The organism is Rheinheimera salexigens (genome assembly GCF_001752395.1).
Taxonomy (GTDB): Bacteria; Pseudomonadota; Gammaproteobacteria; order Enterobacterales; family Alteromonadaceae; genus Alishewanella; species Alishewanella salexigens.
Genome location: NZ_MKEK01000001.1, coordinates 1,477,953 through 1,499,944 on the forward strand (window position 1 = coordinate 1,477,953; position 21,992 = coordinate 1,499,944).

Below are 21,992 nucleotides of genomic sequence, written 5' to 3' on the forward strand. Positions count from 1 at the left end.
GCGACATAAAAAAACACTAGCTAGGCTAGTGTTTTTTTTTATACATATCTAAGCTTATTGGGTTTTTGCTTGAATACTAGCTAAAATACCAGCACTGTCTAAACCTAACTCAGCATAAATTTCTTCTTGACTGCCGTGTTTAATAAATTGATCCGGTAAGCCTAAATTGACACTACGAACCGCTAAGTTTTCTGCGGCAATAAACTCGTTCACCGCTGAACCCGCACCGCCCATAATCGCATTGTCTTCAACCGTAACAAACACATCGTGTTTAAGCGCTAATTGTTTTAACAACTCTTGATCCAGTGGTTTAACAAAACGCATATCAATTAAGCTGGCATTGAGTTGCTCTGCAGCCTGCTGGCAAGCACTAAGCAAGGTACCAAAGGCTAGGATGGCAATAGACTTACCTTGACGTACCTGACGGCCTTTACCTAGCGGTAACAGCTGCATATTGGCTTCAGTAGCGATACCGGTGCCAATGCCTCTTGGGTAACGCACAGCGGCAGGGCCTTGATATTGATAGCCCGTGTAAAGCATTTGCCGGCATTCATTTTCATCTGACGGCACCATAATCACGATATTAGGGATACAACGCATAAAGCTTATATCAAATGCGCCTTGATGGGTTGGGCCATCTGCACCGACAATACCGGCTCGGTCAATAGCAAATAGCACATCTAAATCTTGCAAAGCTACATCGTGGATCAGTTGATCATAACCGCGTTGTAAAAAACTGGAATAAATAGCCACAACCGGTTTTAAACCTTCGATGGCCATACCTGCTGCTAACGTTACGGCGTGTTGTTCTGCAATAGCGACGTCAAAATAACGCTGCGGAAAGGTTTTAGAAAACCTCACTAAATCCGAGCCTTCACGCATAGCCGGTGTTATGGCTTGTAAGCGCTCATCTTGTTTTGCCATATCGCAAATCCAAGCACCAAACACATTAGAAAAAGTAGGTAAGCTCGCTTTTTTAGCGGGTTGCTGATTATCGTCAGGGTTAAACTTAGATACGGCATGAAAGCCTATAGGATCCGCTTCAGCTGGCGCATAGCCTTTACCTTTTTTCGTTACAATATGCAGTAACTGTGGTCCCTGCAAGTTGCGCATATTACGAATGGTATTAACTAAACCGACAACATCATGACCATCGATAGGGCCAATATAATTAAAACCTAATTCTTCAAAAAAGGTACCCGGTGTCACCATGCCTTTAAAGTGCTCTTCAGCCCGACTGGCTAATTGGTGTAAAGGCGGAACACCACTCAGAATTTTTTTACCGCCTTCACGTAAGCTAGTATAAAAGTTGCCTGATAATATCCGAGCAAAATAACGGTTTAACGCGCCAACATTTTCAGAAATAGACATTTCATTATCGTTTAAGATAACTAACATGTCTGGTCGGACTTCACCGGCGTGGTTCATAGCTTCAAAAGCCATACCGGCGGTAATAGCGCCATCACCAATAACGGCCACCACTTTACGCTGGTTTCGTGCTTGTTTAGCGGCAATCGCCATACCTAAAGCTGCACTAATCGACGTGCTAGAATGGCCCACAGTTAAGACGTCGTATTCACTTTCTTCGCGATAAGGAAAAGGATGTAAGCCCTCTTTTTTACGAATACTTTGCATCCGTTCTCGACGACCAGTAAGAATTTTATGCGGATAGGCCTGATGGCCAACATCCCAAATAACCCGATCAAACGGAGTGTTATAGACATAATGTAGTGCAACCGTAAGTTCAACAGTGCCCAGGCCAGAAGCAAAATGACCACTACTTTGGCTAACAGAGTGCAATAAAAAACGCCGTAGCTCTTTACTTAAAGCCGGTAATTGCTCTTGGGGCAACTGTCTGAGTTGCTCTGGAAGATTTGCTTTCGCTAATAACGGGTAATCGTTAATTTCTAACGCCATATTCTTTGCCTGTATTAAAACCTGCGGTCGACTATATACTGCGCAAACTGGCGCAATTCATCGGTATTATAAGGTAATGATGCTAACGCATTAAGTGCATCTTGATAAAGTTGTTGTGCTTTTGCTTTTGCTTGGGGTAAACCAAGTAACATTGGGTAGGTTGCTTTATTCGCTAGGCTATCTGAACCTTGCGGTTTTCCTAATGTTTGGCTATCGCTTTCTATATCGAGGATATCATCTTGCACCTGAAATGCTAGTCCTAGTGCTGAGGCGAAACGCAACAAACTGTCTAATTCTGTAGGATCTTGTTTAGGGCTGCAATGCCAAGCTAACCGTACCGTAGTTTCAATTAGCGCCCCAGTTTTTAAGCGGTGCATGCGTTCTAATTGACTAACTGTAGTAGGCTGATTGGTTTGCATAATATCAATTGCTTGGCCACCACACATACCGCTGTAGCCTGACGCACGGCTAAAATGTTGCAACATTGCCACTATGTTTTTGGCATCAACCTGTTGATAGGGATGTTGGCTTAATACTTCAAACGCCATAGTTTGCAAAGCATCACCGGCTAATATAGCTGTAGCTTCATCAAAAGCTTTATGACAAGTGGGTTTGCCACGGCGCATATCGTCATTATCCATCGCCGGTAAGTCGTCATGAATTAATGAGTAACTGTGCAGCGCTTCAATTGCCGCAGCGGGGCCATCTAAATCTTCTAGACTGGCCCCTAACAGAGTACCGCAGCTATAGATTAAAAATGGCCGAATACGTTTGCCACCCATTAACAAGCTATAAGACATGGCTTGTAATAATTTAGGTTCAGTTTCAGGATATTGCTGCAAAAACTGCTGTAAATGGCGTTCTACTCTTTGTTGGTATAACGCTAAATTTTTTGTTGACACCTTACTCTCCTGCAGGGGCATCAAAAGGCAATAAGCTTTCTTGTTGCTGTTGTTGCATTAACACTTGAACCTTTTGCTCGGCAGCTTGCAATAATTGTTGGCTTTGTCTTGCGAGGGTGATGCCGCGTTCAAATTGTTGTAAAGATTGATCAAGTGACAAATCACCTTGCTCTAATTGTTGTACTATTAGCTCAAGTTCTGACAAAGTTTGTTCAAACTGGCTTAAGTCGGCTTTTTTTTACTCATTAATGCCCTCGGAAAATGTGTGAAAACTTATCTTCAGCACACTATTATGGTCAATCATAAGGCAGAAGTGAAAGCTTAAATGTATAAATTAATGTATTTTATACTTAAACATTCGTTGTTGTTGTCGATAACGTGTAATGCACTGATATAAACTAGCGTACAAACACGCTGTAGCAGTAATTGGGTAAAGGAGATTATACGTGGATATAGCAACCATTGTTGGCATGTTAGGCGCCATAGGTTTTGTCATTATGGCTATGGTGTTAGGCAGTGCCGGTAATGTCGGTATTTTTTATGATACTGTTTCTATATTAATCGTGGTGCTCGGCTCTATTTTTGTGGTGGTATCTAAATTTACTTTAGGTCAGTTTTTTGATTCAACTAAAGCAGCAGCGAAAGCCTTTATGTATAAAATTGAGCCGCCAGAAGAACTAATTGAAAAAGCGGTGCAACTTGCAGACTCAGCACGAAAAGGCGGGTTCTTAGCTTTAGAAGAAGCAGAGATACCCAATCAGTTTATGCAAAAAGGCGTCAATATGTTGGTGGATGGCCATGACGCTGACGTGGTACGAGCAACCATGTTAAAAGACATCAGCTTAACTGAAAAGCGCCATGAAATTGCCATTGGCGTATTTAAAGGTTTAGGTGAAGTTGCCCCCGCAATGGGTATGATAGGTACCTTAGTTGGTTTAGTCGCTATGCTATCCAATATGGACGATCCTAAAGCCATAGGCCCCGCCATGGCCGTGGCGTTATTAACGACCCTATATGGTGCCTTTATTGCCAACGTTATTGCTATCCCTATTGCCGATAAACTGGCCGTTCGTAACCAACAAGAAAAACAAAACTATCAACTTATAGTTGATGCGATTTTGGGTATTCAAGATGGCCAAAATCCGAAGATAATTGAAGGCATCTTGCGTAATTATTTAGCCCAAAGTAAGCGAGAAGTGGCGGTAGTGGAGTAAGTGATGAACGAAGAAGCTGAAGAGTGTAAATGCCCACCACCAGGTTTACCTATGTATATGGCGACGTTTGCTGATTTAATGGCGCTATTAATGTGTTTCTTTGTGTTGTTATTGGCATTTTCTGAAATGGACGTGCTTAAATTTAAGCAAATAGCCGGTTCAATGAAGTTCGCTTTTGGCGTGCAAAACAAAATAGAAGTCGATGATATCCCCAAAGGTACTAGTGTTATTGCCTTAGAGTTTCGTCCGGGTCGTCCTGAACCCACGCCGATAGAAACCCTGCAGCAACAAACCATGGAAATTACCCAGCAGGTGATAGAGTTTCAGGCCGGTGATGAAGATTCTGCCGGGGGCAGAAAAGAGCAACGTGATGATATGACCGGTGGCGAGTCTGCCAGCAATGCTGAAGATTCGTCTGATACTGAAGCCGCACAACAAGCCTCTCAAGAACAAACTAATCAACAAGTTAAAAAACTTGCCGAGCAGTTAGAGCAACAAATTCTAGATGGTGCTATTGAGTTAGAATCGTTAGGTCAACAAATTATAATTCGCATTCGCGAGAATGGGTCCTTTGCATCCGGCTCGTCATTTTTACAACCCCGCTTTAAGCCAATAGTGCAGCGTATTGGTCAACTATTAAATGATGTTCCCGGTGAAATAACCGTGACCGGTCATACAGATGATATTCAAGTATCAAATGAGTTACACAGTAATAACTGGGACTTATCAGCGCAGCGCGCAGTATCGGTAGCAACCGAGATGGTTAAAGCTCAAGGCTTTGATCGCATGCGCTTAGTGGTGGTCGGCCATGCTGATACCAAGCCACTAGTGGCAAATGATAGCAATGCTAATCGTCGGCAAAACCGTCGGGTAGAAATTTCTATTATGCAAGGTAAGGCCAAAGAATCTAATCCAGTGAGTTTAGAAGGCGAAACAAACTAAAATTTTGCGCGCAGATTAGGTCTTTAGTCAGAGATCCGCTATAATCTGCGCCACTTTTTTCTGTTTCAACTCTAGCGAATCATGATTGAATTTATTATAAAGCTGCACCCGGAAATTGTTATTAAAAGCAATTCTGTCCGTAAACGTCAAACTAAATTATTAGAGCGCAACTTAAAAACGATTTTAGTTCAAGTTGAGCCATCAGTGCGCGTGAATAATAATTTTGATCATTTAATCGTCCGTTGTGATAGCGACAGCGCAGCATTAAGGCAAAAACTGATCGACCGTTTAAGTTGTATTCCCGGTATTGTCAATTTTTCTGAAATGCAGTCGAGTCAATTTAGTACGTTAGATGATATTTATCAGCAAGTTAAAGCGGTTTATGCCAGCCAATTAGAAAATAAAACTTTTTGTGTTCGAGCCCGGCGCATGGGCACACATGACTTTAGCTCTATCGATGCTGAACGTTATATTGGCGGTGGCTTAAATCAATTGGTTGCCAGTGCTAAAGTGCAACTTAAAAAACCAGATGTCGTGGTTAATATCGAAATTAAACGTGACATACTCATTATGGTTCGGCAATCTCATGCCGGCATGGGCGGGTTCCCGCTTCCATCACAGTCTGATGTATTGTCATTAATTTCGGGTGGTTATGATTCAGCCGTTGCCAGTTATTTAATGATCCGCAAAGGCCTACGCACCCATTATGTGTTTTTTAATTTGGGCGGTGCCGCGCATGAAGCCGGTGTGCGTGAAATGTCGCATCTAATTTGGCATAAATATAGCCTGTCACATAAAGTGAAGTTTGTTAGTGTCAACTTTGCTCCGGTAGTCGATGAAATATTAGAGAAAATAGACAACGGCCTGATGGGCGTGGTGCTAAAGCGTATGATGATGCGTGCCGCTAGCACCGTAGCTGAAAAACTGGGTATTAAAGCGATTGTGACCGGCGAAAGTATAGGCCAAGTGTCTAGCCAAACTATCGCTAATTTAAATGCCATTGATCGCGTGACGGATATGTTGATTTTACGGCCGTTAATTTATCATGATAAACAACAGATTATTGATCTAGCAAAGCAGATTGGTGCTGAAGATATTGCTAAAAGTATGCCTGAATATTGTGGTGTTATTTCGCGCAAGCCCACCATAAATGCAGTGTTATCTGAGGTGCTGGCTAATGAAGATAACTTTGACTTTTCAGTATTAGATAACGCGGTACAACAAGCAAAAGTGCTAGATATTCGCACTATTGATTATCAAGCTGATCAGCAAGCGCACGTTGTAAGTGAGTTAAGTGAATTAGCGGCTAATGGCATAGTGTTAGATATTCGTCCGCCAGAAGAAACCGATTTAAAACCATTACAATTACCTGAAGTAGAAGTGATTGAATTACCTTTCTTCCGCTTAAGTAGTCAGTTCGCTAATTTAGATCAAAGCAAACAGTATTATTTTTACTGCGAAAAAGGCGTGATGAGCCGGTTGCAAGCGGTGGTAATGCAAGATCAAGGCTTTAGTAATGTAGCCGTTTATCGACCATAAGCTTGTTGCAGCTGCAATACCTGTTGTTGTAGCTGCAAATTGCGCGGTGTATCGATAGCTAACTGCTGGCCTTGGCTAACAATAAATCCTGATATAGCGTTAATTTCAGTACGGCGCTGATGGGCAACATCTTGCTGCATTGAACTAAAATTATTCGCGGTTGCCAGCATAACTTGCTGGACGCGTAGCATGGCGTCGTCAACCGACAGCGCATAGCCTGCTGCTTTACTAACGGCACATACCTCAGTCACAATCTGCAAGATATCTGCCGCATATTGCGGTGCTAATAACTGACCATTTTTGCAATGGTAAATTGCCGTTAACGGGTTTATTACCGCATTGATGAGTAATTTTTGCCATAAAAAGGGTTGGATGTCGCTGACAACTTGCACCGGGCCTAACGCTATTGCCATAGCATTACTTATGCTTGTTTTGTTGCCATCTGTTTTGTTAATTAATTCCTGCTGCGCGGCAGAGTTTATAGGCGCTAATACTGACTGGCCTTGGCCGGTATGCTGCAAGGCACTGGCAGACGTTTTAAGCGCCGCATGGGTAGTGGTTAAAAACCATAAACCTTGCGTTGGTAGCAATAGGGGTAAAACTTGCTCAATAATACCCATACCATTATGAGTTATGACTAATTGAGCATGACTGCTAAGCAGCGGTTGTAACTGATGCACCGCGGCAATGACATCATAACTTTTTACCGGTACTAACACATTTTGATAAGATGCAGTGACAGATCTTGCCGCAGAAAAGCAATATTGCTGTTGCTGGCCATTATGAGCGGTAAAGAGTAAATCGACCGGTTTAGCTTGGCGTAAGTGTAGGGCTACTTCCGCTCCCTGTTGCTGTAAATGAGTTGCGGCTAGTAAACCTATTGCGCCTTGGCCAACAATGGTCCAGGTTAAGCCTGACGGCGTGGTCGAATATAATGCCATAGTGCTCTACAGAGATAAAAACTGATTATGCCAACAATGTCGGCCAATAAATCCAGCCAATCACCGTTGCGACGAGTAAAGTAATGCTGGGCCAATTCTATGGCGGCACCATAACTACTTAAGAAAATAACCGCAGGTATCAACTTTAATTTAAAGCCTTTCCATAATAAACCGCTTAGCACCGCAAAAATAATAAAATGGGCGAGTTTATCTAAATGGGCTAGTCCGCCAGCCACTCGATAACCTTGTAGCTCGGCTAAAAAGCTTGCTGTTGCAACAGCAAAACCTAAGATGCAGAGGATGCGATAAAATTGTTGTGGCACAAAGGCTCCTATATAAGCTACCTATTTCAGCTTTCTGGTTCAGAACAAGCTCGGATTGTAGCAGTTTTGTGGTTATAATCGCTAGCAGACAAAAATGCTTAAGTTTAGGAGAGTTAGCATGCCATCATTTGATATTGTTTCTGAAGTCGATCAGCAAGAAGTTTTAAATGCAGTGGAAAACGCCAATCGCGAGTTAGCGACCCGTTTTGATTTCCGTGGCGTAACGGCAGAATTTACCCTCAAAGAAAAGCTGATCACTATGCAGGCAGAAGCTGAGTTTCAGCTACAACAAATGCTCGAAATATTTTTAGCCAAAGCAATTAAGCGCGGCTTAGATGTGCGCTCGTTTAAAGACGAGGATGTGGTGCATTCAGGTAAAACTTATAGTCAAAATTTAACCTTACAGCAGGGTATAGATGCGGCTATGGCAAAAAAGTTAGTCAAACTCATTAAAGATAATAAGTTAAAAGTACAAGCTTCAATTCAAGGTGAACAAGTACGAGTAACCGGTAAAAAGCGCGATGATCTACAAGATGCTATGGCCGTTGTGCGTGGTGCTGAATTAGAACAAGCTTTTCAGTTCAATAACTTCCGTGACTAATAGTTTATACGCTGATTTATTGTTTTTTTACATAAAGACGTCTAGAAGCCTATTGACGCTATAAATTGCTCAGGCTAAACTGCTCGCGGCTTCATCAGGAAGCCGCTTTTTCTGGTGCTGCAGTAAACTGCAGGTAAACGGGAATCTGGTGTGAATCCAGAGCTGCCCCCGCAACGGTAAACTACTGAATACTCTTAACAGCCACTGTCAAATGATGGGAAGGCAAGAGTAGGCGCAAGCAGGTTGTCAGCCCGGAGACCGGCCGAAAAATTCATTATATTGCAAAGGTGCGGTGGGCACACTTTTGGAGTTTTCATGTTTAAACCTGTTTTTGCGACTGCCATAGTTGCGTGTAGTAGCACTTTTATACCTTCTGTTATCGCTACTGAAATAGAACATATAAGTATTTATGCCAATCGAACGGCGACACCACAACAACAACTGTTAGCTAGCGTAACAATATTAGAGCGTGATGATATAGTTGCTCGCCAAGCTGGCGATTTACCTAATTTACTGGCGCAACTTGTTGGTATTAATTTATCGCGTGATGGTGGTCGTGGCCAAAATGCCAGTGTCTACATCCGCGGTGGTAATACCGGCCATAGCTTGGTGTTAATAGATGGGGTGCGTTTAGGGTCGGCTACATTAGGTTATAAAACCCTCTCCATGTTACCGCTTGAGTTAATAGAGCGGATAGAAGTTATCCGTGGCCCAAGAGCGGCTTTTTACGGCGCAGATGCGTTGTCCGGCATTATTGCCATTACCACTAGACGCAGCAACGGCGTTGAAATGAACGCTAATACCGGTAGTTATGGCCAAGTCGGTGCTGATGTTAGCGTTAGTCATGCTGTGGATGATTTAACATTACGCGCGACGGTTGGCCTAAGCAGAGCAGATGGCTTTAATGTCCAGCCAGATTTAGATGCCGATAAAGACGGTTATCAGCAAAAATTTGCTAAATTAGCTGCAGATTATCATACCGATTTTGGCTTGTGGCAGTTACAAGGCGATATTAGCTCTGGGCGTTATCAATTTGATACAGCTTGGAGTGATGAAGATCAGTCTGATACCTTAAATCGTAGTTATCTTCTGGGTTGGCAGCATCAAGTCGGTCAGTGGCAGCATCAATTACAGCTAAGCCGTAGTTTGGATGCTGATACTACTTTTGGTCCAAATTCACGCTCACCATTTATTACCGAGCGCGATGAATTTAACTATCAAGCCTTAACGCCGTTAAGCGACGCTTTCACGGTATTAGCGGGCGTTAACTGGTATCAAGAACAAGTGGGTCAATCTGCCACACCTTATGAGCAAACCAGTCGGATTAATCGGGCGCTTTTTACCGGCATTAATTATCAGCAGCACGGCGTGCAATTAGAGGCTGCTGCTCGGCGCGATGTGTTTGATAAATATGGTGGTGAAAACACTTGGCAACTCGCCGCCGGATACCATTTTACTGAGCAGTGGTTAGTGCGAGCAAGCCGGGCTACTGCATTTAAAATACCGTCATTTAATGCCTTATATTATCCAGGTTTTGCCAATCCAGATTTAAAGCCTGAGCAATCTTTAGCGGATGAATTAGCCGTGCGTTATAACACTGCGCAGTTGCAGTTAGAATTAAACTGGTTTAGCCGCGATATCACTAACCTTATTCAAGGTATCGAACAAGCTGAAAATGTCACACTAGCCAAAATTAGTGGCATAGAATTGAGTATCGCCAAGCAATGGCAGCAGTTTAATAGCGAAATATCTTACGCTTGGTTAGATACTGAAAATAGTACTACAGGTAATAAATTAGAACGTCGGCCAGAAAACACTTTAAATTGGCGCGGGAGTTATATGGCGACAAATTGGTCTGCTTTTGTGACTGCAGATTATCAAAGTTCAACCTATCAAGGCGCTTTTGCATCTGTCGCTAATGTACCCAGTTTTACCGTCTGGGGGCTTGGTGGTAGCTATCAGCTTAATACTAACTTAGTGTTGCGTAGCGCGGTGAATAACCTATTGGATAAGCAATACCAAACCAGTGCCGGTTATGCCACAGCTGGGGTTAATTTTACCCTAAGCCTTAGCTATTCACTTTGAGAGATAATATTAAGTGCTTAGTGTTGAGTGTTTAGTTAATTGAAATAACTGACTAAGGTGAATTATTAAGGTTCGGTTTTACCCTAAACTGACCATTGCAGCCCTGGACGGGCGGAACTGAGCCCCCAGGGATGGGTTTACGGCGTGTTAGTGTGGGTAAACCGAACCGGATCTACACTTAAGTTTTAAATGTTGGCTTTTGAGTGTTTAATGAAAGCTGAAAAGATAAAGCATTGAGGAACGGTTTTACTCTATACTAACCATTGCAGCCCTGGGCGGGCGTAAATGAGCCCCCAGGGATGGGTTTACGGCGTGTTAGTGTGGGTAAACCGTTCCGTATATACACTTAAATTCGGCTTTGAAATAATAGTTAAAAATTTAGCTTTTAAGTAATTCTGAATATTGTTGGCGAAACTTTGCCATTTTAGGCGCAATAATCACTTGGCAATAGCCTTGCTCTGGGTGTTGTTGAAAGTAATTTTGATGCTGTTTCTCAGCAGCGAAAAACTCGCTAGCTGGCGTTAAAGCCGTCACTATTGTTTTATTGAAAACCGCTTGTTCTGTTAAATTTTTAATTAGTTTTTCGGCTAGAGCTAATTGGCTAGGGCAATGATAAAAAATGACTGAGCGGTATTGAGTGCCTATATCATGACCTTGTCGATTGAGCTGGGTTGGATCATGCAAACTAAAAAACACTAGGCATAATTGTTCATAGCTAACAATACTCGGATCAAATACCACTTGCACCACTTCGGCATGACCACTTTGTCCAGAACACACAGCTTGATAATGAGCTAAATTAGCAGGGCCGCCCATATAGCCACTTAAGGCTTGCTTAACGCCATTCAGTTGGTTCATCGCAGCATCTAAACACCAAAAACAACCTGCACCAAAGGTGGCGGTTTGTAATGACATGACTTTCTCCAGAATTTAAACTTTTCAACGGCTATTTTACTATAGCTCATTGCATTGTCGCAGAACTTAACAAAAAGCGCCCTAATATAAATTAGGGCGCTTTTATCATGGAGCTAGTTAGTTAGGAATCGCTACCAAAGAGATTTATTATCTTTCGCTAACGACTTCATCTGCGGCATGTTCATCTTGATGCTGTTGCTCTAACTTTGCTAGCTCTTGCTCTAAGCGCTTAGGTGAGCCTGTATTACGGGCAAATGCCATATAAGTCACCGGTACTACATAGATAGTCATTAAAGTGGCTAACGTTACACCACAGAAAATAACCATACCTATAACCATTCGGCTTTCTGAGCCTGGGCCGCTGGCAACAATAAGCGGAATACTACTCATCGAGGTCGTAAAAGCTGTCATCACTATCGGTCGTAAGCGTTGGCTTGCTGCTTGTTTAATGGCTTGACTAAATTCAACACCAGCATCACGTAGTTGGTTAGCAAACTCAACAATTAAAATACCATTTTTTGCCACTAAACCAATCAGCATCACTAGGCCTATTTGACTGTATATATTCAGTGTCATGCCACTAAAATATAGGCCCGATAAGGCGCCGACTAAGCCCAGTGGTACGGTAATTAAGATCACCAATGGATGGATAAAGCTTTCAAACTGAGCTGCTAATACTAGGTAAGTAATAAGCAATGCCAGAATAAACACCATTAGCGTAGCATCACCACTTTCTTGAAACAGCAATGACTCGCCTTTGTAGTCAATACCTACCGTATCGTGAATTTCTGTTTTAACAACATCTTCAAGATACTCAAGCGCTTCACCTAGACTATAACCGGGGGCTAAACCACCACTTAAAGTAATCGCTCGCATACGGTTATAACGATTTAAGCTGGAAGATGTCGCTTCTTCTTTTAATGTCACTAAGTTGTCTAGCGAGATTAGCTGCCCAGATACAGTTGATCTTAAATACACATTAGAAATACTGCCAGGAGCTGAGAAATCATCATCTTTACCTTCGATAATAACGTCATACTCTTTACCGCGATCGAGGAAGGTGGTAACGCGACGCCCGCCTAACATGGCTTCTAAAGCGCGACCAATAGCACCAACCGAAATACCCAAGTCACCGGCACGTTCGGTATTAATTTCGACTAATACTTGTGGTACGGTTTCTTTATAATCGTGATCTAGCATTAAAATATTCGGGTTTTCGGCCGCTTTGTTAATAACTATATCTCGCCAACGGGCTAGTTCTTCATAGGTATTACCTTGCAACACTAAGCTAATAGGTCGACTGCCACCGCCGCCGCCACCTAAACCGCTGCGCATAAAGGTAAATGCACGAACATCGGGTAGCAGATTAATTTCTTGGCTAACTTCTGTCATCAGCTCTTGAGTTTTGCGCTTACCATTAGTCCAGTTTTCTGAACCAACGATGGCCACGCCACCGCTATTACCCCAGCCTGGCACGCGTAGCAATAAGCGATTAAACTCACCCTTTTCATAATAAGGCATTAAAATATCTTCAATTAAGCGCATATTACGGCTATTGCTGGTATAGCTTGCCCCTTCGGCAGGGCTCATCATCACAAAGAAGGTCCCGCGGTCTTCTGAGGGGGCTAATTCGCTAGGCAAAATTTTCACCAGTAAAAAGCTAGCAATAAAACATAACACTACCACTATCATCACTGGCCACTTAGTGGCGCAAACAACATCTAATTGGCGTTGATAAGCGGTTTCAAGCTTATTAAATCCCGCATGTAACCAAAGACCTAATTTGCTGTCGCGCTTTTTATGCGCCAATAACTTGCTGGATAACATGGGCGTAAGGGTTAAAGCTGCAACACTAGAGAAAGCCACCGCTGCAGCGATAGCGAGGGCAAATTCGGTAAACAGTTTACCTAACTGACCTTGCATAAAGATAAGGGGGACAAATACTGAAATCAGTACTAAGGTAGTGGCAATAACCGCAAAGCCAACTTCACGGGCACCGCGATAAGAGGCCAGTAATGGATGCTCACCGCGCTCAATGCGACGGTAAATATTCTCGAGTACAACAATGGAGTCATCTACTACTAAACCGATAGCCAAAACCATGGCTAATAAAGTTAATAAGTTTATTGAAAAATCCAGTGCATATAAAACGGTGACCGCGGATACTAGTGCGACAGGTACGGTAATCGCTGGGATAAAAGTGGCTCGAATATTACCTAAGAATAAGAAAATAACCAAAACCACTAACGCCATCGCAATAGCTAAAGTGTTATAAACCTCTTTAATTGACTCGGCTATAAATAGCGAAGAGTCATAACCAGGCTCTATGGTGGTACCATCGGGTAAAGAAGCTTTAATTCGCTCCATTTCAGCCCGTGCATTCCTAACTACCTCTAGTGTATTGGCTTTAGATTGCTTAATAATGCCGATACCCAGTAAGTTTTTGCCATCGCCGCGAAACTCACTTTCTATATCTTTGGCTGTCAGTATGACTTCTGCTACTTCACCTAACCGGACTAGATAATTGTTGTCACCGCGCTTAATAACTAAACGGCGAAAGTCTTGTTGGGTTTTATAAGTACGAACCACCCGCACGGTAAAGTCGCGTTCAGTCGACTTTATATTACCCGCAGGCAGTTCAACGTTTTCATTGCGTAGCACAGTCTCAATATCTTGTACTGTTACCCCGCGAGAGGCCATGGCGTCATGATCTAGCCAAACGCGCATGGCATAATCACGGGCACCGCCTAATTGTAAACGTGCCACACCATCGACCACCGAAAAACGCTCAACAATATATCTATCGGCATAATCGGTAAGTTCAAGTGAGGTCATATTTTCACTGTTTAATACAAACCAAGCAATGGTGCTTTCATCATCACCGGCTTTATAAACTTCAGGTGGGTTTGCTTGATCCGGCAAGTTATTTAAGGCTCGGGCTACGCGTTCTCGAACATCGTTAGCGGCAGCATCAATATCACGTTCAACATTAAATTCAATCGTGACGTTAGAGCGGCCATTACGGCTACTTGAAGTAATGTTTTTTATGCCTTCAACGCCGCTGATCCGATCTTCAATCAATTGCGTAATTTTAGATTCAATAATTTCTGCCGATGCACCAGGGTAATTTGTGCTAATACTGACAATAGGTGAATCAATATCAGGAAACTCACGCAGCGGTAACATGGTAAAGCAGACAATGCCAAATACAACTAACAATAAGTTGACGACAGTGGCAAAAACCGGCCGCTTAACTGAGGTATCAGATAGCCACATATTATGCTCCAACCCGATTTATGATACTGCCTTCGCGGAGCTTTTGAATGCCTTCAACGACAATCTCATCGCCATTGTTTAAGCCGGAAATAACTTCAACCCAGCCAGGAATACGTTGACCAATTTTGACTTCCCGGCGCGACACTTTATTGTCAGCATTAACTAAATATACAAACTGCTTATCTTGCTGAGGCACTAAGGCCTTTTCAGAAATTTGCATCACTTCACGCTGATCAAGTACCAACTGGACATTTAACAACATACCAGGACGTAAACGTAAATCACTATTATCAATTAAACCGTGCACGGTAACGGTACGGGTAACAGGATCTAAGCGGGTATCAATGGCACTGACTTTACCGGTAAAAGCAATATCGCCATAAGCCGCATTTTTAATGTTAAACGGCATGTTTAATTTAATCGCCGCTAAATAATGCTCGGCGACACTAAATTCGACTTTAAGCGTTTTTAAATCATCTAAAGTGGTAATAACAGAGCCACTATTTAAATAAGCGCCTTTGCTAACTTGGCGTAAACCTAAATAACCGTCAAAAGGCGCAGTGATGGTCATTTCGGCTAATTGCGCTTTAGCAATATCAAGTTGGGCGACACTGGTATTAACTCGGGTTTGTTGTTCATCAATTAAAGACTGAGCGGTGGCTTGGGTGCTGGCTAGATTTTTTAAACGGCCTAATTGACGTTTTTGATCAGACAAAATAGCTTCAAGCTCTGTCACACGAGCGCGCTCTTGAATATCATTTAAACGGGCTATCACCGCGCCTTTTTTTATCGCTTTACCTTCTTGTATATTGAGCTCAATAATAAAATCGCTGGTAGGCGAGGTCACTTTAATCGATTGGTTAGCAATTCCAGTGCCTAATGTTGAAACGCTTTTTATCATTGCGCTGGTGCTAACCGAGGCAGTGGTTACAGCGACAGGAAAGTCTCCACCTCGACGCTGATTATTTTGCGCAGAGGGATCCCAATATAAATAAGCAATAAACACTAATAGGCTAATTAATATCACCCAAATTAATCTAGAATGAACTCTTGTCACATAAACTCCGCAAAATCGTTTTAATAGTTATAATTTATTATCGAGCTTATTGTATGGAAAAAACACAACAAGTAATTTCCTGTTATCGCACTCGTAACGGTATTGGTCGTATCGTAAGGGCAGATGTAAGTATTAACCTTATTATTTATGTGAAAAATGTAAAAATAAAAGCGTCATTAATAATTAAATTAAATAAGTGGATATCTAAATGCAGCAACAACTTATTGACAGTCCTGCAAGTCAAGGCGGCGCTAAACTACTCCTTATCAGCAGTGTTTGTTTAATTTTTATTATCATCATTATACTATGGCAGCAACAGTTTGGTTTAATCGCCGCTCTAGCGATAATTATTGCAGGTATTGGTATTTTTGCCGGTTGGGCCAAATTAGCTGAGCCAGCTTACTTATTACAACTAGATGCTGAAGGTGTGCGTTACTTTCATCGCAAGGGCAGTTGGTTATTACCTTGGTCATGTTTTTTGTACAGTGGCGTGCCGGAATATAATAATAATGATTTAGCTTTTATTGGCTTTAAAGTCACTAATTACGACCAGTTTATGCAGCATTTACCGTTACGCTTAGCTGTGGCAATTATTACCGAGCAAAGGCCTTTGTATCTTGACGCGGTACGAAAAGGTTGTGAGACTGGGCAGTGCGGTACTGAAGCCTTATCTGAAGTAGATAACTTTGTTACTGCTCAACAAGTGTATAAGGGCATTAAAGCTGCTTTTGGCTGGCGGATGCGACGCTTAGCAGACAGCACCGGTTATGAGTTGTTTGTGCCAATTAGTTTAGCCAAAGCAGATGTGCAGAGCTTATGTCGACAAATTAATGCAGCGAGATTGCAATATGTAGCAGGTACACCAACCTAGACACTCAGGGGTGACTGTATCATAATGTTGGCGATAATGAATTTTTAGCGAGAATACAGATGAGCACTTATGAAAAGGCTTTTTTAACCAGTGGACGTAATACTTTAATACATAAAAATAAAAAACTAGATTTAATTGTTATTAATGAAGAAAGTGATCCGGTCGTTATTATTACTAGAAATGGTGTTAAGCAGTTTACTGATAAAGTGCCTGCCAACCGCGTCGAAGCAAAAGAACAGTATATGGAAGTTGTTGATATTTCTGGTGCAGAAGTATTTGGCGAGACTAAAATTTTATTATTTGTTCAAGCTATCAATAATAAAGAATATAAAATTGATTACAGTAAAGCGGGTACTGATTTATTTATCCGTATTCATCAAGATAGCTATATTTAGTCGCTAATTTAGCCCTGTTATTATTCAGGGCTTGCCTTCTTTGATTTAATTTGCTTCATTAGGGCAGGCTGTCAGGCTGTCATGCTGTAATCTAAAGTAGTGGAATTAAATGCAATTTATCGAGCACAATAAAACAATAAAAATACTCGTGCCAGTGACGCTTGAGGCGCTTAACGTTGATATGATTCAAAAAAATTTAGAGCAAGCTGGTTATGGACGCTGTCGTATCCAAGCAGAGCAGCTCACTAATTTGTTGCATGAATATCAAACATTACAACAAAAAATCAAGTCTAAGCTGAAGTCTGAAGCTAATTTAAGCTATGCCATTGCTGAAATGGTTGATGCTGAAATAAGCTTTGAAATTGCCGATGAGCAAATGCAAGCTTACGCTATTATTACTACAGCTTGGGGTGGTCAGTCTATATCCGCCAATAAGCTGGTTAAAGCCGCCCAAGCTAGTGGAATTGTTTATGGCTTTAGTAAAGAAAATATTATTAGACTCGTCACCCATGCTAGTAAAGCGGAACCAGGGGCAAAATTAAAACTACTAATAGCTAAAGGCCGAGCCGTTGAACACGGCTTAAATTCACGCTTTGAAGCCAAAATACCCAATATGGAAAGTAGACGGAATAAACCTATTATTCAGTCAGATGAGAAAGCAGATCTGCGTGACTTTGGTGAAATTCCTGCCGTAAATACTGGGGATGTTGTGATGCAGCGTCACCCGCCGACTCTGGGTATCGATGGTATAAGTGTTACAGGTACAGCCTTTCAAGCGGTACCAGGGCAAAATGTGGACTGGAATGTGGGCGAGGGCACTGAGATCAGTGCGAGTGATGCCAATCTATTAGTTGCAGCTCGAAGTGGTTTACCACGCGTTTTAGAGGCTGGCGCAACAGTTGATGAAGTGTTTACGGTCAAAAATGTTGATTTAACTACAGGGCATATTAAATTTAGAGGCTCGGTTATTATCAATGGTGACATTACCGAAGGCATGAAAGTAATAGCCGGTGGTAATATCTTTATTAAAGGCTTTGTTGAAGGTACGCTGATTGAAGCTGGTGGGGATATTAAAATTAATGGCTCCATTATAGGCCATCAAATTAATTTAGCTGACAGTACTTTTATTTATAGTACCGAGTTAAAAGCTACCGGCGATATTCAAGCCAATCTGGCACAATATGCCAAAATGAGTTGTGGCGGCAATTTATATATTAATAAACAAATGATGCATTGCTCGGTGAGTGCAGCGAAGGTGTATGCCGGTCCTGAAGCTAACCCCAACGGTAAAATTATTGGCGGTGATTTTGATGTGGATTATGCCATTTACACCGGTTGTTTAGGTGCCGCCTCTAGTAGTCATATTTTAATTAAACTCAATAGATTAATTGATCCTATTGCTGAGCAACAGCAAAGTTTACGCAGTAAAATTTCTGCAGCAAAAACTCAGATGCTGCAAAATAAAGAACAGTTAGAAACCCTTAAAAAGCTTAAAGGCAGTGAAAAAATAGATCAACGTTGTGCTGAGTTAGAGCAAGAGTTTAATGACCAGCGAGATGCTGCAATTGAGTTGATTGATCAGGTTAAAACCTTAGAGTTAGAGCGCAAAACTATTTTAGACCAAACTATTATTGTTGCCAAACAGCAATTGTTTGCGGCAGTAGAAGTGCATTTTGGTTCTGAAAAAATACGTACTCGCCGTGAATATGGGCCAAGTAAAATATTGCTAGTTGATGCCGCTGCGGTAGTTGAACCTTACTTTTAAGCTGGCTGCAATTATAAAGGGGTTGAGTGGTGTTTAAGCTGCGCTATATGGTAGTGATTTTGCTTTAAATTCACCTTAAGCTTTACTTGGTTGAATATTATGGATGAGTTGTGTTGAATCGTTTTTTTGCTGTACTACTATTTTTATTCTCTGCTAGTGGCTTAGCGGCTGAGTGCAATATGGCATTTGGCCATGGTATTTTAATCGCGCCTGATCATATTCGTATTTTGCAAAACAACCGCACCCATGTGCAGATCAATGCTGATCAACAACTGTTTATTCGGGGTGAATGGATAGCATTAGATGCTGAAGAAACCGCTTTGCTTCGTCAATATAGTCAAGGCTTACGCCGTTTTGTACCCGAGATTGTTAGTATCGCTGTTGATGGTGTAGAGCTGGGCTTATCCAGTATAGAAGCCATGTTTAGCGGTATTGGAAGTCAATCACAGCAAGCTGAGTGGCGAGCGTTGGTACGCGAAACCACTTTCCAATGGATGTCTCGATTTGTTCGCTCTAATGAGCACTTCTATTTAGCACCGCAAAGTCTTAACGAGCTAGATTATTTTTTACATGGCGAGCTTAAGCCTCAACTCGATAACTTGGCCAGACGCACGGTAGGTGCGGTATGGGGAGCATTGCGAGATGCCTTGCGCCATTCAGATAGTAACTTTGAGCGTAGCGAAAACCAAGACTGGCAATCAGTGGGCGATATGGTTGATAAACTTAGTTTAAGTTTAGATGAAAAAGCGGTGGAGTTAGAGCAGAAAACCGCCTTGTTTTGCCAGCGGATGCAAGAAATTGAAAAGATTGAACAAATGCTGCAGCAAAGATTACCCGAACTGCAGCATTATGATGTGGTTAAGCTTAAAGATTAAACTGTTAGCCAAGCAAAAATAACGTTCCTAAACCTAAAAATGTACAAAAACCAATAACGTCGGTAACCGTGGTTAAAATAACTGATCCAGAAAGCGCAGGGTCAATATTAAATTTCTTTAACCAAATTGGGATCATGACGCCAGAAATTGCCGCAACAATAATATTGATGACTATGGCTAAACCAATAATGCCGCCTATTACCCAATCACCAAACCAAAAATAAGTGACTACAGCGATAACTAAAGCCCATAAAATACCATTTAGCGTACCCACACCTAGCTCTTTACGTAGTAAGGCCATATAAGTGCTAGGGGTTATTTGCTCCATGGCTAAGCCACGAATAATTAAGGTTAACGTTTGGCTGCCTGCAATGCCGCCCATACTAGCAACAACCGGCATTAATACCGCTAAGGCAACGACTTGGTTTAATGTGGCTTCGAATAAGCCAATAGTCCATGCTGCAAGAAACGCAGTTAGTAAATTAATACCTAACCAAAGCGCACGCCGTTTTGCGCTGGCTATAACTGGTGAAAATAAATCTTCATCTTCGTCTAAACCGGCAGTAAGCATAAACTGATTTTCTAGGTTACGCCGGACAATATCAAAGGCACGACTAATAGATAGTCGGCCTAATAATTTGTGATTCTCATCTACCACCGCTAAAGCATTATAACCTGAGCGAGAAACCATATCGGAGGCTTGATCTAGCGCAACTTCGCCTTCAATCCAAGGTGCGTCTTGATCTATAATATTTTCAATGGCTTGAAAATCGGTTAAGCCTAATAACTGAGTGGCATGGACTAATCCGACATAGCAACCATTACGATCAACCACAAAGAGTGCTTCGTGATATTCGGTATCTGCCGCGAGTTCGCGAAATAAACGCAGTGCATCGCGTACTTTGGCATTCTTATTAATAATTAACATATTATGATCAGCGAAACGACCACATTGCTCATCATCATAAGTTAGGGCGGTATCTAACCAACGACGTTGGCTAACATCTAGCCTTGAACAGGCATAATCATAAATTGCTGGAGGAAGTTCGTCTAATAGTTCTATTAAATCATCAACGTCCATCTCTTCAACTAAGGTTTTTAGTTGTTGCTCTGTTAATTGCTTAAAGACGTTGGCCCGCGCATCCACCCGCATGTAAGTTAAAGCCGCTATTTGCTCTTCCGGCGGTAAACTTAGCCAAGCGCTAACACGCTGCTCTAACGGCATGGCCTCTAAAGCAATGGCGACTTCTTCTGGTTCTAATTGACTTAATTTATCAGTAAGTTGGATAGCATCTTCTAAATTAAAGCTATCTCTTACAATTTCATCAATATCAAGTTGTTGGCTATCAGCCATATAGGATTCCCTAATTTTATTCGCTATTTTAACCTTACCACCAACCGCGATACTTAAACCAAGCTAAGCCAAAGATGCCACCGACAGCCATGGCAGAGATAGCGATATAGTAGCCATTGGTCATTGCTAGCTCTGGCATATTAACAAAGTTCATACCGTAAATGCCGGCAATAAAAGTTAACGGAATAAAAATGGTACTGACAATAGTAAGCACCTTCATTCGCTCGTTAATTTGGTGCGAGGTGGTCGATAAATAGCTGTCGACTAAATCACTAAGTTGATCGTAATACATATCTGTCATGCTGTGAGAACGTTCAATCTTTTCATAAAAGTCACGAAGCTCAATAGTATCAAAATGGGCTAATAAGGGGCTTTGCTGCTCATCAAACGCCTCAGCAAAAATATCTTTTTGATAGGCTAAGTTACGGTTTATTTTCCGCAAAACCGAGCGGTAACGCATAATTAACGCCATTAAATCATCATTACCGCGTTGTAACATGGCATCTTCTAAATCACTGATCTCATCTTCAAACGCAATCAACTTTTCTAAGTAACTGCTAGAGGTTACTAAAATAATTTGTTTAATCCATTCGCTAATATTAGCTGTTTTAGCCTGCTCAATCTTAGGTTTTAATTGCTCAAGTAAGCTGGAGTTATGGCTGGTTATTTTACTGATTAACACCTGCCGTGAATATAACAAGTTAATTTGGGCACTCGCCGTGTATTCACTGAAGTCAATATCGGCATAACCGCGTAATACTAATAAGGTAAAATCAGTTTGTCCTTCGCATTTTGGCGGATGGCGTTCTCTAATAAAATCTTCAACTAAATTATCTAAAATACCAAAGCGCTGTAATACCATTTGTTGCTCTTCTACAGTGGCATTATTTAAATCTATCCATAAACGAGCATCAGCAGGTACTTGTTTCGGTAATTGCGTAATATCACCGTGCTGCCAGCGTGCGGTTTCAGGTTCAAAATAACTTAGCTGAATCATATAAATCTCCGTTAATAATCCAC

18 protein-coding genes, 1 pseudogene and 1 riboswitch are annotated in these 21,992 nt (G+C 41.8%); of the genes and pseudogenes, 9 read left to right on the plus strand and 10 right to left on the minus strand.

Annotated elements, in window-relative coordinates:
• Window positions 1-54: 54 nt before the first annotated feature.
• From dxs to BI198_RS06830, 3 genes and pseudogenes are all read right to left on the minus strand, one after another.
• Window positions 55-1,917 carry a 1-deoxy-D-xylulose-5-phosphate synthase gene (gene dxs, locus BI198_RS06820; RefSeq protein ID WP_070048880.1) on the minus strand — a complete coding sequence of 621 codons (1,863 nt, stop codon included), beginning with the start codon at window positions 1,915-1,917 and terminating at the stop codon, window positions 55-57.
• A gap of 14 nt (window positions 1,918-1,931) precedes the next feature.
• A complete protein-coding gene (gene ispA, locus BI198_RS06825; protein WP_201243426.1) occupies window positions 1,932-2,819 on the minus strand; it encodes a (2E,6E)-farnesyl diphosphate synthase in 888 nt (295 codons plus the stop codon).
• Between the two features lies 1 nt (window position 2,820).
• Window positions 2,821-3,033: pseudogene (locus BI198_RS06830) on the minus strand (exodeoxyribonuclease VII small subunit); the annotation flags it as partial.
• A gap of 232 nt (window positions 3,034-3,265) precedes the next feature.
• Between BI198_RS06830 and pomA the strand changes: the two are divergent.
• The 3 genes from pomA to thiI all read left to right on the plus strand — a co-directional run bounded on the left by pomA (window position 3,266) and on the right by thiI (window position 6,514).
• Window positions 3,266-4,033 carry a flagellar motor protein PomA gene (gene pomA, locus BI198_RS06835; protein WP_070048883.1) on the plus strand — a complete coding sequence of 256 codons (768 nt, stop codon included), beginning with the start codon at window positions 3,266-3,268 and terminating at the stop codon, window positions 4,031-4,033.
• Window positions 4,034-4,036: 3 nt separating this feature from the next.
• Window positions 4,037-4,975: a flagellar motor protein MotB gene (locus BI198_RS06840; protein WP_070048884.1), complete on the plus strand. Its 939-nt coding sequence runs from the start codon at window positions 4,037-4,039 to the stop codon at window positions 4,973-4,975.
• Window positions 4,976-5,056: 81 nt separating this feature from the next.
• Window positions 5,057-6,514 carry a tRNA uracil 4-sulfurtransferase ThiI gene (gene thiI, locus BI198_RS06845; protein WP_070048885.1) on the plus strand — a complete coding sequence of 486 codons (1,458 nt, stop codon included), beginning with the start codon at window positions 5,057-5,059 and terminating at the stop codon, window positions 6,512-6,514.
• On the opposite strand, the gene BI198_RS06850 is transcribed toward thiI, so the two are convergent.
• Entirely contained in the window at window positions 6,502-7,455 is a 954-nt protein-coding gene (locus BI198_RS06850; protein WP_070048886.1) for a ketopantoate reductase family protein, read from the minus strand. The two genes, thiI and BI198_RS06850, sit on opposite strands and share 13 nt — an antisense overlap.
• Window positions 7,422-7,778 carry a VanZ family protein gene (locus BI198_RS06855; RefSeq protein WP_070048887.1) on the minus strand — a complete coding sequence of 119 codons (357 nt, stop codon included), beginning with the start codon at window positions 7,776-7,778 and terminating at the stop codon, window positions 7,422-7,424. The genes BI198_RS06850 and BI198_RS06855 overlap by 34 nt, the downstream gene beginning before the upstream one ends.
• A gap of 118 nt (window positions 7,779-7,896) precedes the next feature.
• On the opposite strand from BI198_RS06855, the gene BI198_RS06860 reads away from it, so the two are divergent.
• Together BI198_RS06860 and BI198_RS06865 are read left to right on the plus strand one after the other, a co-directional pair.
• A complete protein-coding gene (locus BI198_RS06860) occupies window positions 7,897-8,379 on the plus strand; it encodes a YajQ family cyclic di-GMP-binding protein (protein WP_070048888.1) in 483 nt (160 codons plus the stop codon).
• 95 nt (window positions 8,380-8,474) lie between these two features.
• A riboswitch (cobalamin riboswitch) is annotated at window positions 8,475-8,660 on the plus strand.
• 34 nt (window positions 8,661-8,694) lie between these two features.
• Window positions 8,695-10,464: a TonB-dependent receptor domain-containing protein gene (locus BI198_RS06865; protein WP_070048889.1), complete on the plus strand. Its 1,770-nt coding sequence runs from the start codon at window positions 8,695-8,697 to the stop codon at window positions 10,462-10,464.
• Window positions 10,465-10,842: 378 nt separating this feature from the next.
• Here the strand turns inward: BI198_RS06865 and msrA are convergent, their stop codons facing one another.
• The 3 genes from msrA to BI198_RS06880 all read right to left on the minus strand — a co-directional run bounded on the left by msrA (window position 10,843) and on the right by BI198_RS06880 (window position 15,712).
• The gene (gene msrA / locus BI198_RS06870; protein WP_070048890.1) at window positions 10,843-11,379 is read right to left on the minus strand and encodes a peptide-methionine (S)-S-oxide reductase MsrA; all 537 of its coding nucleotides are present in this window, start codon (window positions 11,377-11,379) and stop codon (window positions 10,843-10,845) included.
• 147 nt (window positions 11,380-11,526) lie between these two features.
• Window positions 11,527-14,655 (minus strand): efflux RND transporter permease subunit, encoded by a 3,129-nt coding sequence (locus BI198_RS06875; RefSeq protein ID WP_070048891.1) that lies wholly within the window; start codon window positions 14,653-14,655, stop codon window positions 11,527-11,529.
• A gap of 1 nt (window position 14,656) precedes the next feature.
• On the minus strand, window positions 14,657-15,712 hold the full coding sequence (locus BI198_RS06880) for an efflux RND transporter periplasmic adaptor subunit (protein ID WP_070048892.1): 1,056 nt from the start codon (window positions 15,710-15,712) through the stop codon (window positions 14,657-14,659).
• A 208-nt stretch (window positions 15,713-15,920) separates the two neighbouring features.
• Between BI198_RS06880 and BI198_RS06885 the strand changes: the two genes are divergently transcribed.
• The 4 genes from BI198_RS06885 to BI198_RS06900 all read left to right on the plus strand — a co-directional run bounded on the left by BI198_RS06885 (window position 15,921) and on the right by BI198_RS06900 (window position 19,618).
• Entirely contained in the window at window positions 15,921-16,583 is a 663-nt protein-coding gene (locus BI198_RS06885; RefSeq protein ID WP_070048893.1) for a DUF2982 domain-containing protein, read from the plus strand.
• Between the two features lie 59 nt (window positions 16,584-16,642).
• Entirely contained in the window at window positions 16,643-16,978 is a 336-nt protein-coding gene (locus BI198_RS06890) for a hypothetical protein (protein ID WP_070048894.1), read from the plus strand.
• A 181-nt stretch (window positions 16,979-17,159) separates the two neighbouring features.
• Window positions 17,160-18,743, plus strand: coding sequence for a DUF342 domain-containing protein (locus tag BI198_RS06895; RefSeq protein WP_235605267.1), 1,584 nt, complete (start codon window positions 17,160-17,162; stop codon window positions 18,741-18,743).
• Window positions 18,744-18,853: 110 nt separating this feature from the next.
• Complete coding sequence (locus BI198_RS06900; protein WP_235605268.1) at window positions 18,854-19,618, plus strand: DUF2884 family protein; 765 nt, start codon at window positions 18,854-18,856, stop codon at window positions 19,616-19,618.
• 4 nt (window positions 19,619-19,622) lie between these two features.
• Here BI198_RS06900 and mgtE read toward each other — a convergent pair whose 3' ends face one another.
• Window positions 19,623-20,972 (minus strand): magnesium transporter, encoded by a 1,350-nt coding sequence (gene mgtE / locus BI198_RS06905; RefSeq protein WP_070048896.1) that lies wholly within the window; start codon window positions 20,970-20,972, stop codon window positions 19,623-19,625.
• A 34-nt stretch (window positions 20,973-21,006) separates the two neighbouring features.
• Window positions 21,007-21,969, minus strand: coding sequence for a magnesium transporter CorA family protein (locus BI198_RS06910; RefSeq protein ID WP_070048897.1), 963 nt, complete (start codon window positions 21,967-21,969; stop codon window positions 21,007-21,009).
• Between the last annotated feature and the right edge of the window lie 23 nt (window positions 21,970-21,992).

Coding starts and splice junctions, on each gene's coding strand:
- dxs (WP_070048880.1), bottom strand. CDS start 1,917: ATGGCGTTAGAAATTAACGATTACCCGTTATTAGCGAAAGCAAATCTT.
- BI198_RS06840 (WP_070048884.1), top strand. CDS start 4,037: ATGAACGAAGAAGCTGAAGAGTGTAAATGCCCACCACCAGGTTTACCT.
- thiI (WP_070048885.1), top strand. CDS start 5,057: ATGATTGAATTTATTATAAAGCTGCACCCGGAAATTGTTATTAAAAGC.
- BI198_RS06850 (WP_070048886.1), bottom strand. CDS start 7,455: ATGGCATTATATTCGACCACGCCGTCAGGCTTAACCTGGACCATTGTT.
- BI198_RS06860 (WP_070048888.1), top strand. CDS start 7,897: ATGCCATCATTTGATATTGTTTCTGAAGTCGATCAGCAAGAAGTTTTA.
- BI198_RS06865 (WP_070048889.1), top strand. CDS start 8,695: ATGTTTAAACCTGTTTTTGCGACTGCCATAGTTGCGTGTAGTAGCACT.
- msrA (WP_070048890.1), bottom strand. CDS start 11,379: ATGTCATTACAAACCGCCACCTTTGGTGCAGGTTGTTTTTGGTGTTTA.
- BI198_RS06875 (WP_070048891.1), bottom strand. CDS start 14,655: ATGTGGCTATCTGATACCTCAGTTAAGCGGCCGGTTTTTGCCACTGTC.
- BI198_RS06885 (WP_070048893.1), top strand. CDS start 15,921: ATGCAGCAACAACTTATTGACAGTCCTGCAAGTCAAGGCGGCGCTAAA.
- BI198_RS06890 (WP_070048894.1), top strand. CDS start 16,643: ATGAGCACTTATGAAAAGGCTTTTTTAACCAGTGGACGTAATACTTTA.
- BI198_RS06895 (WP_235605267.1), top strand. CDS start 17,160: ATGATTCAAAAAAATTTAGAGCAAGCTGGTTATGGACGCTGTCGTATC.
- mgtE (WP_070048896.1), bottom strand. CDS start 20,972: ATGGCTGATAGCCAACAACTTGATATTGATGAAATTGTAAGAGATAGC.
- BI198_RS06910 (WP_070048897.1), bottom strand. CDS start 21,969: ATGATTCAGCTAAGTTATTTTGAACCTGAAACCGCACGCTGGCAGCAC.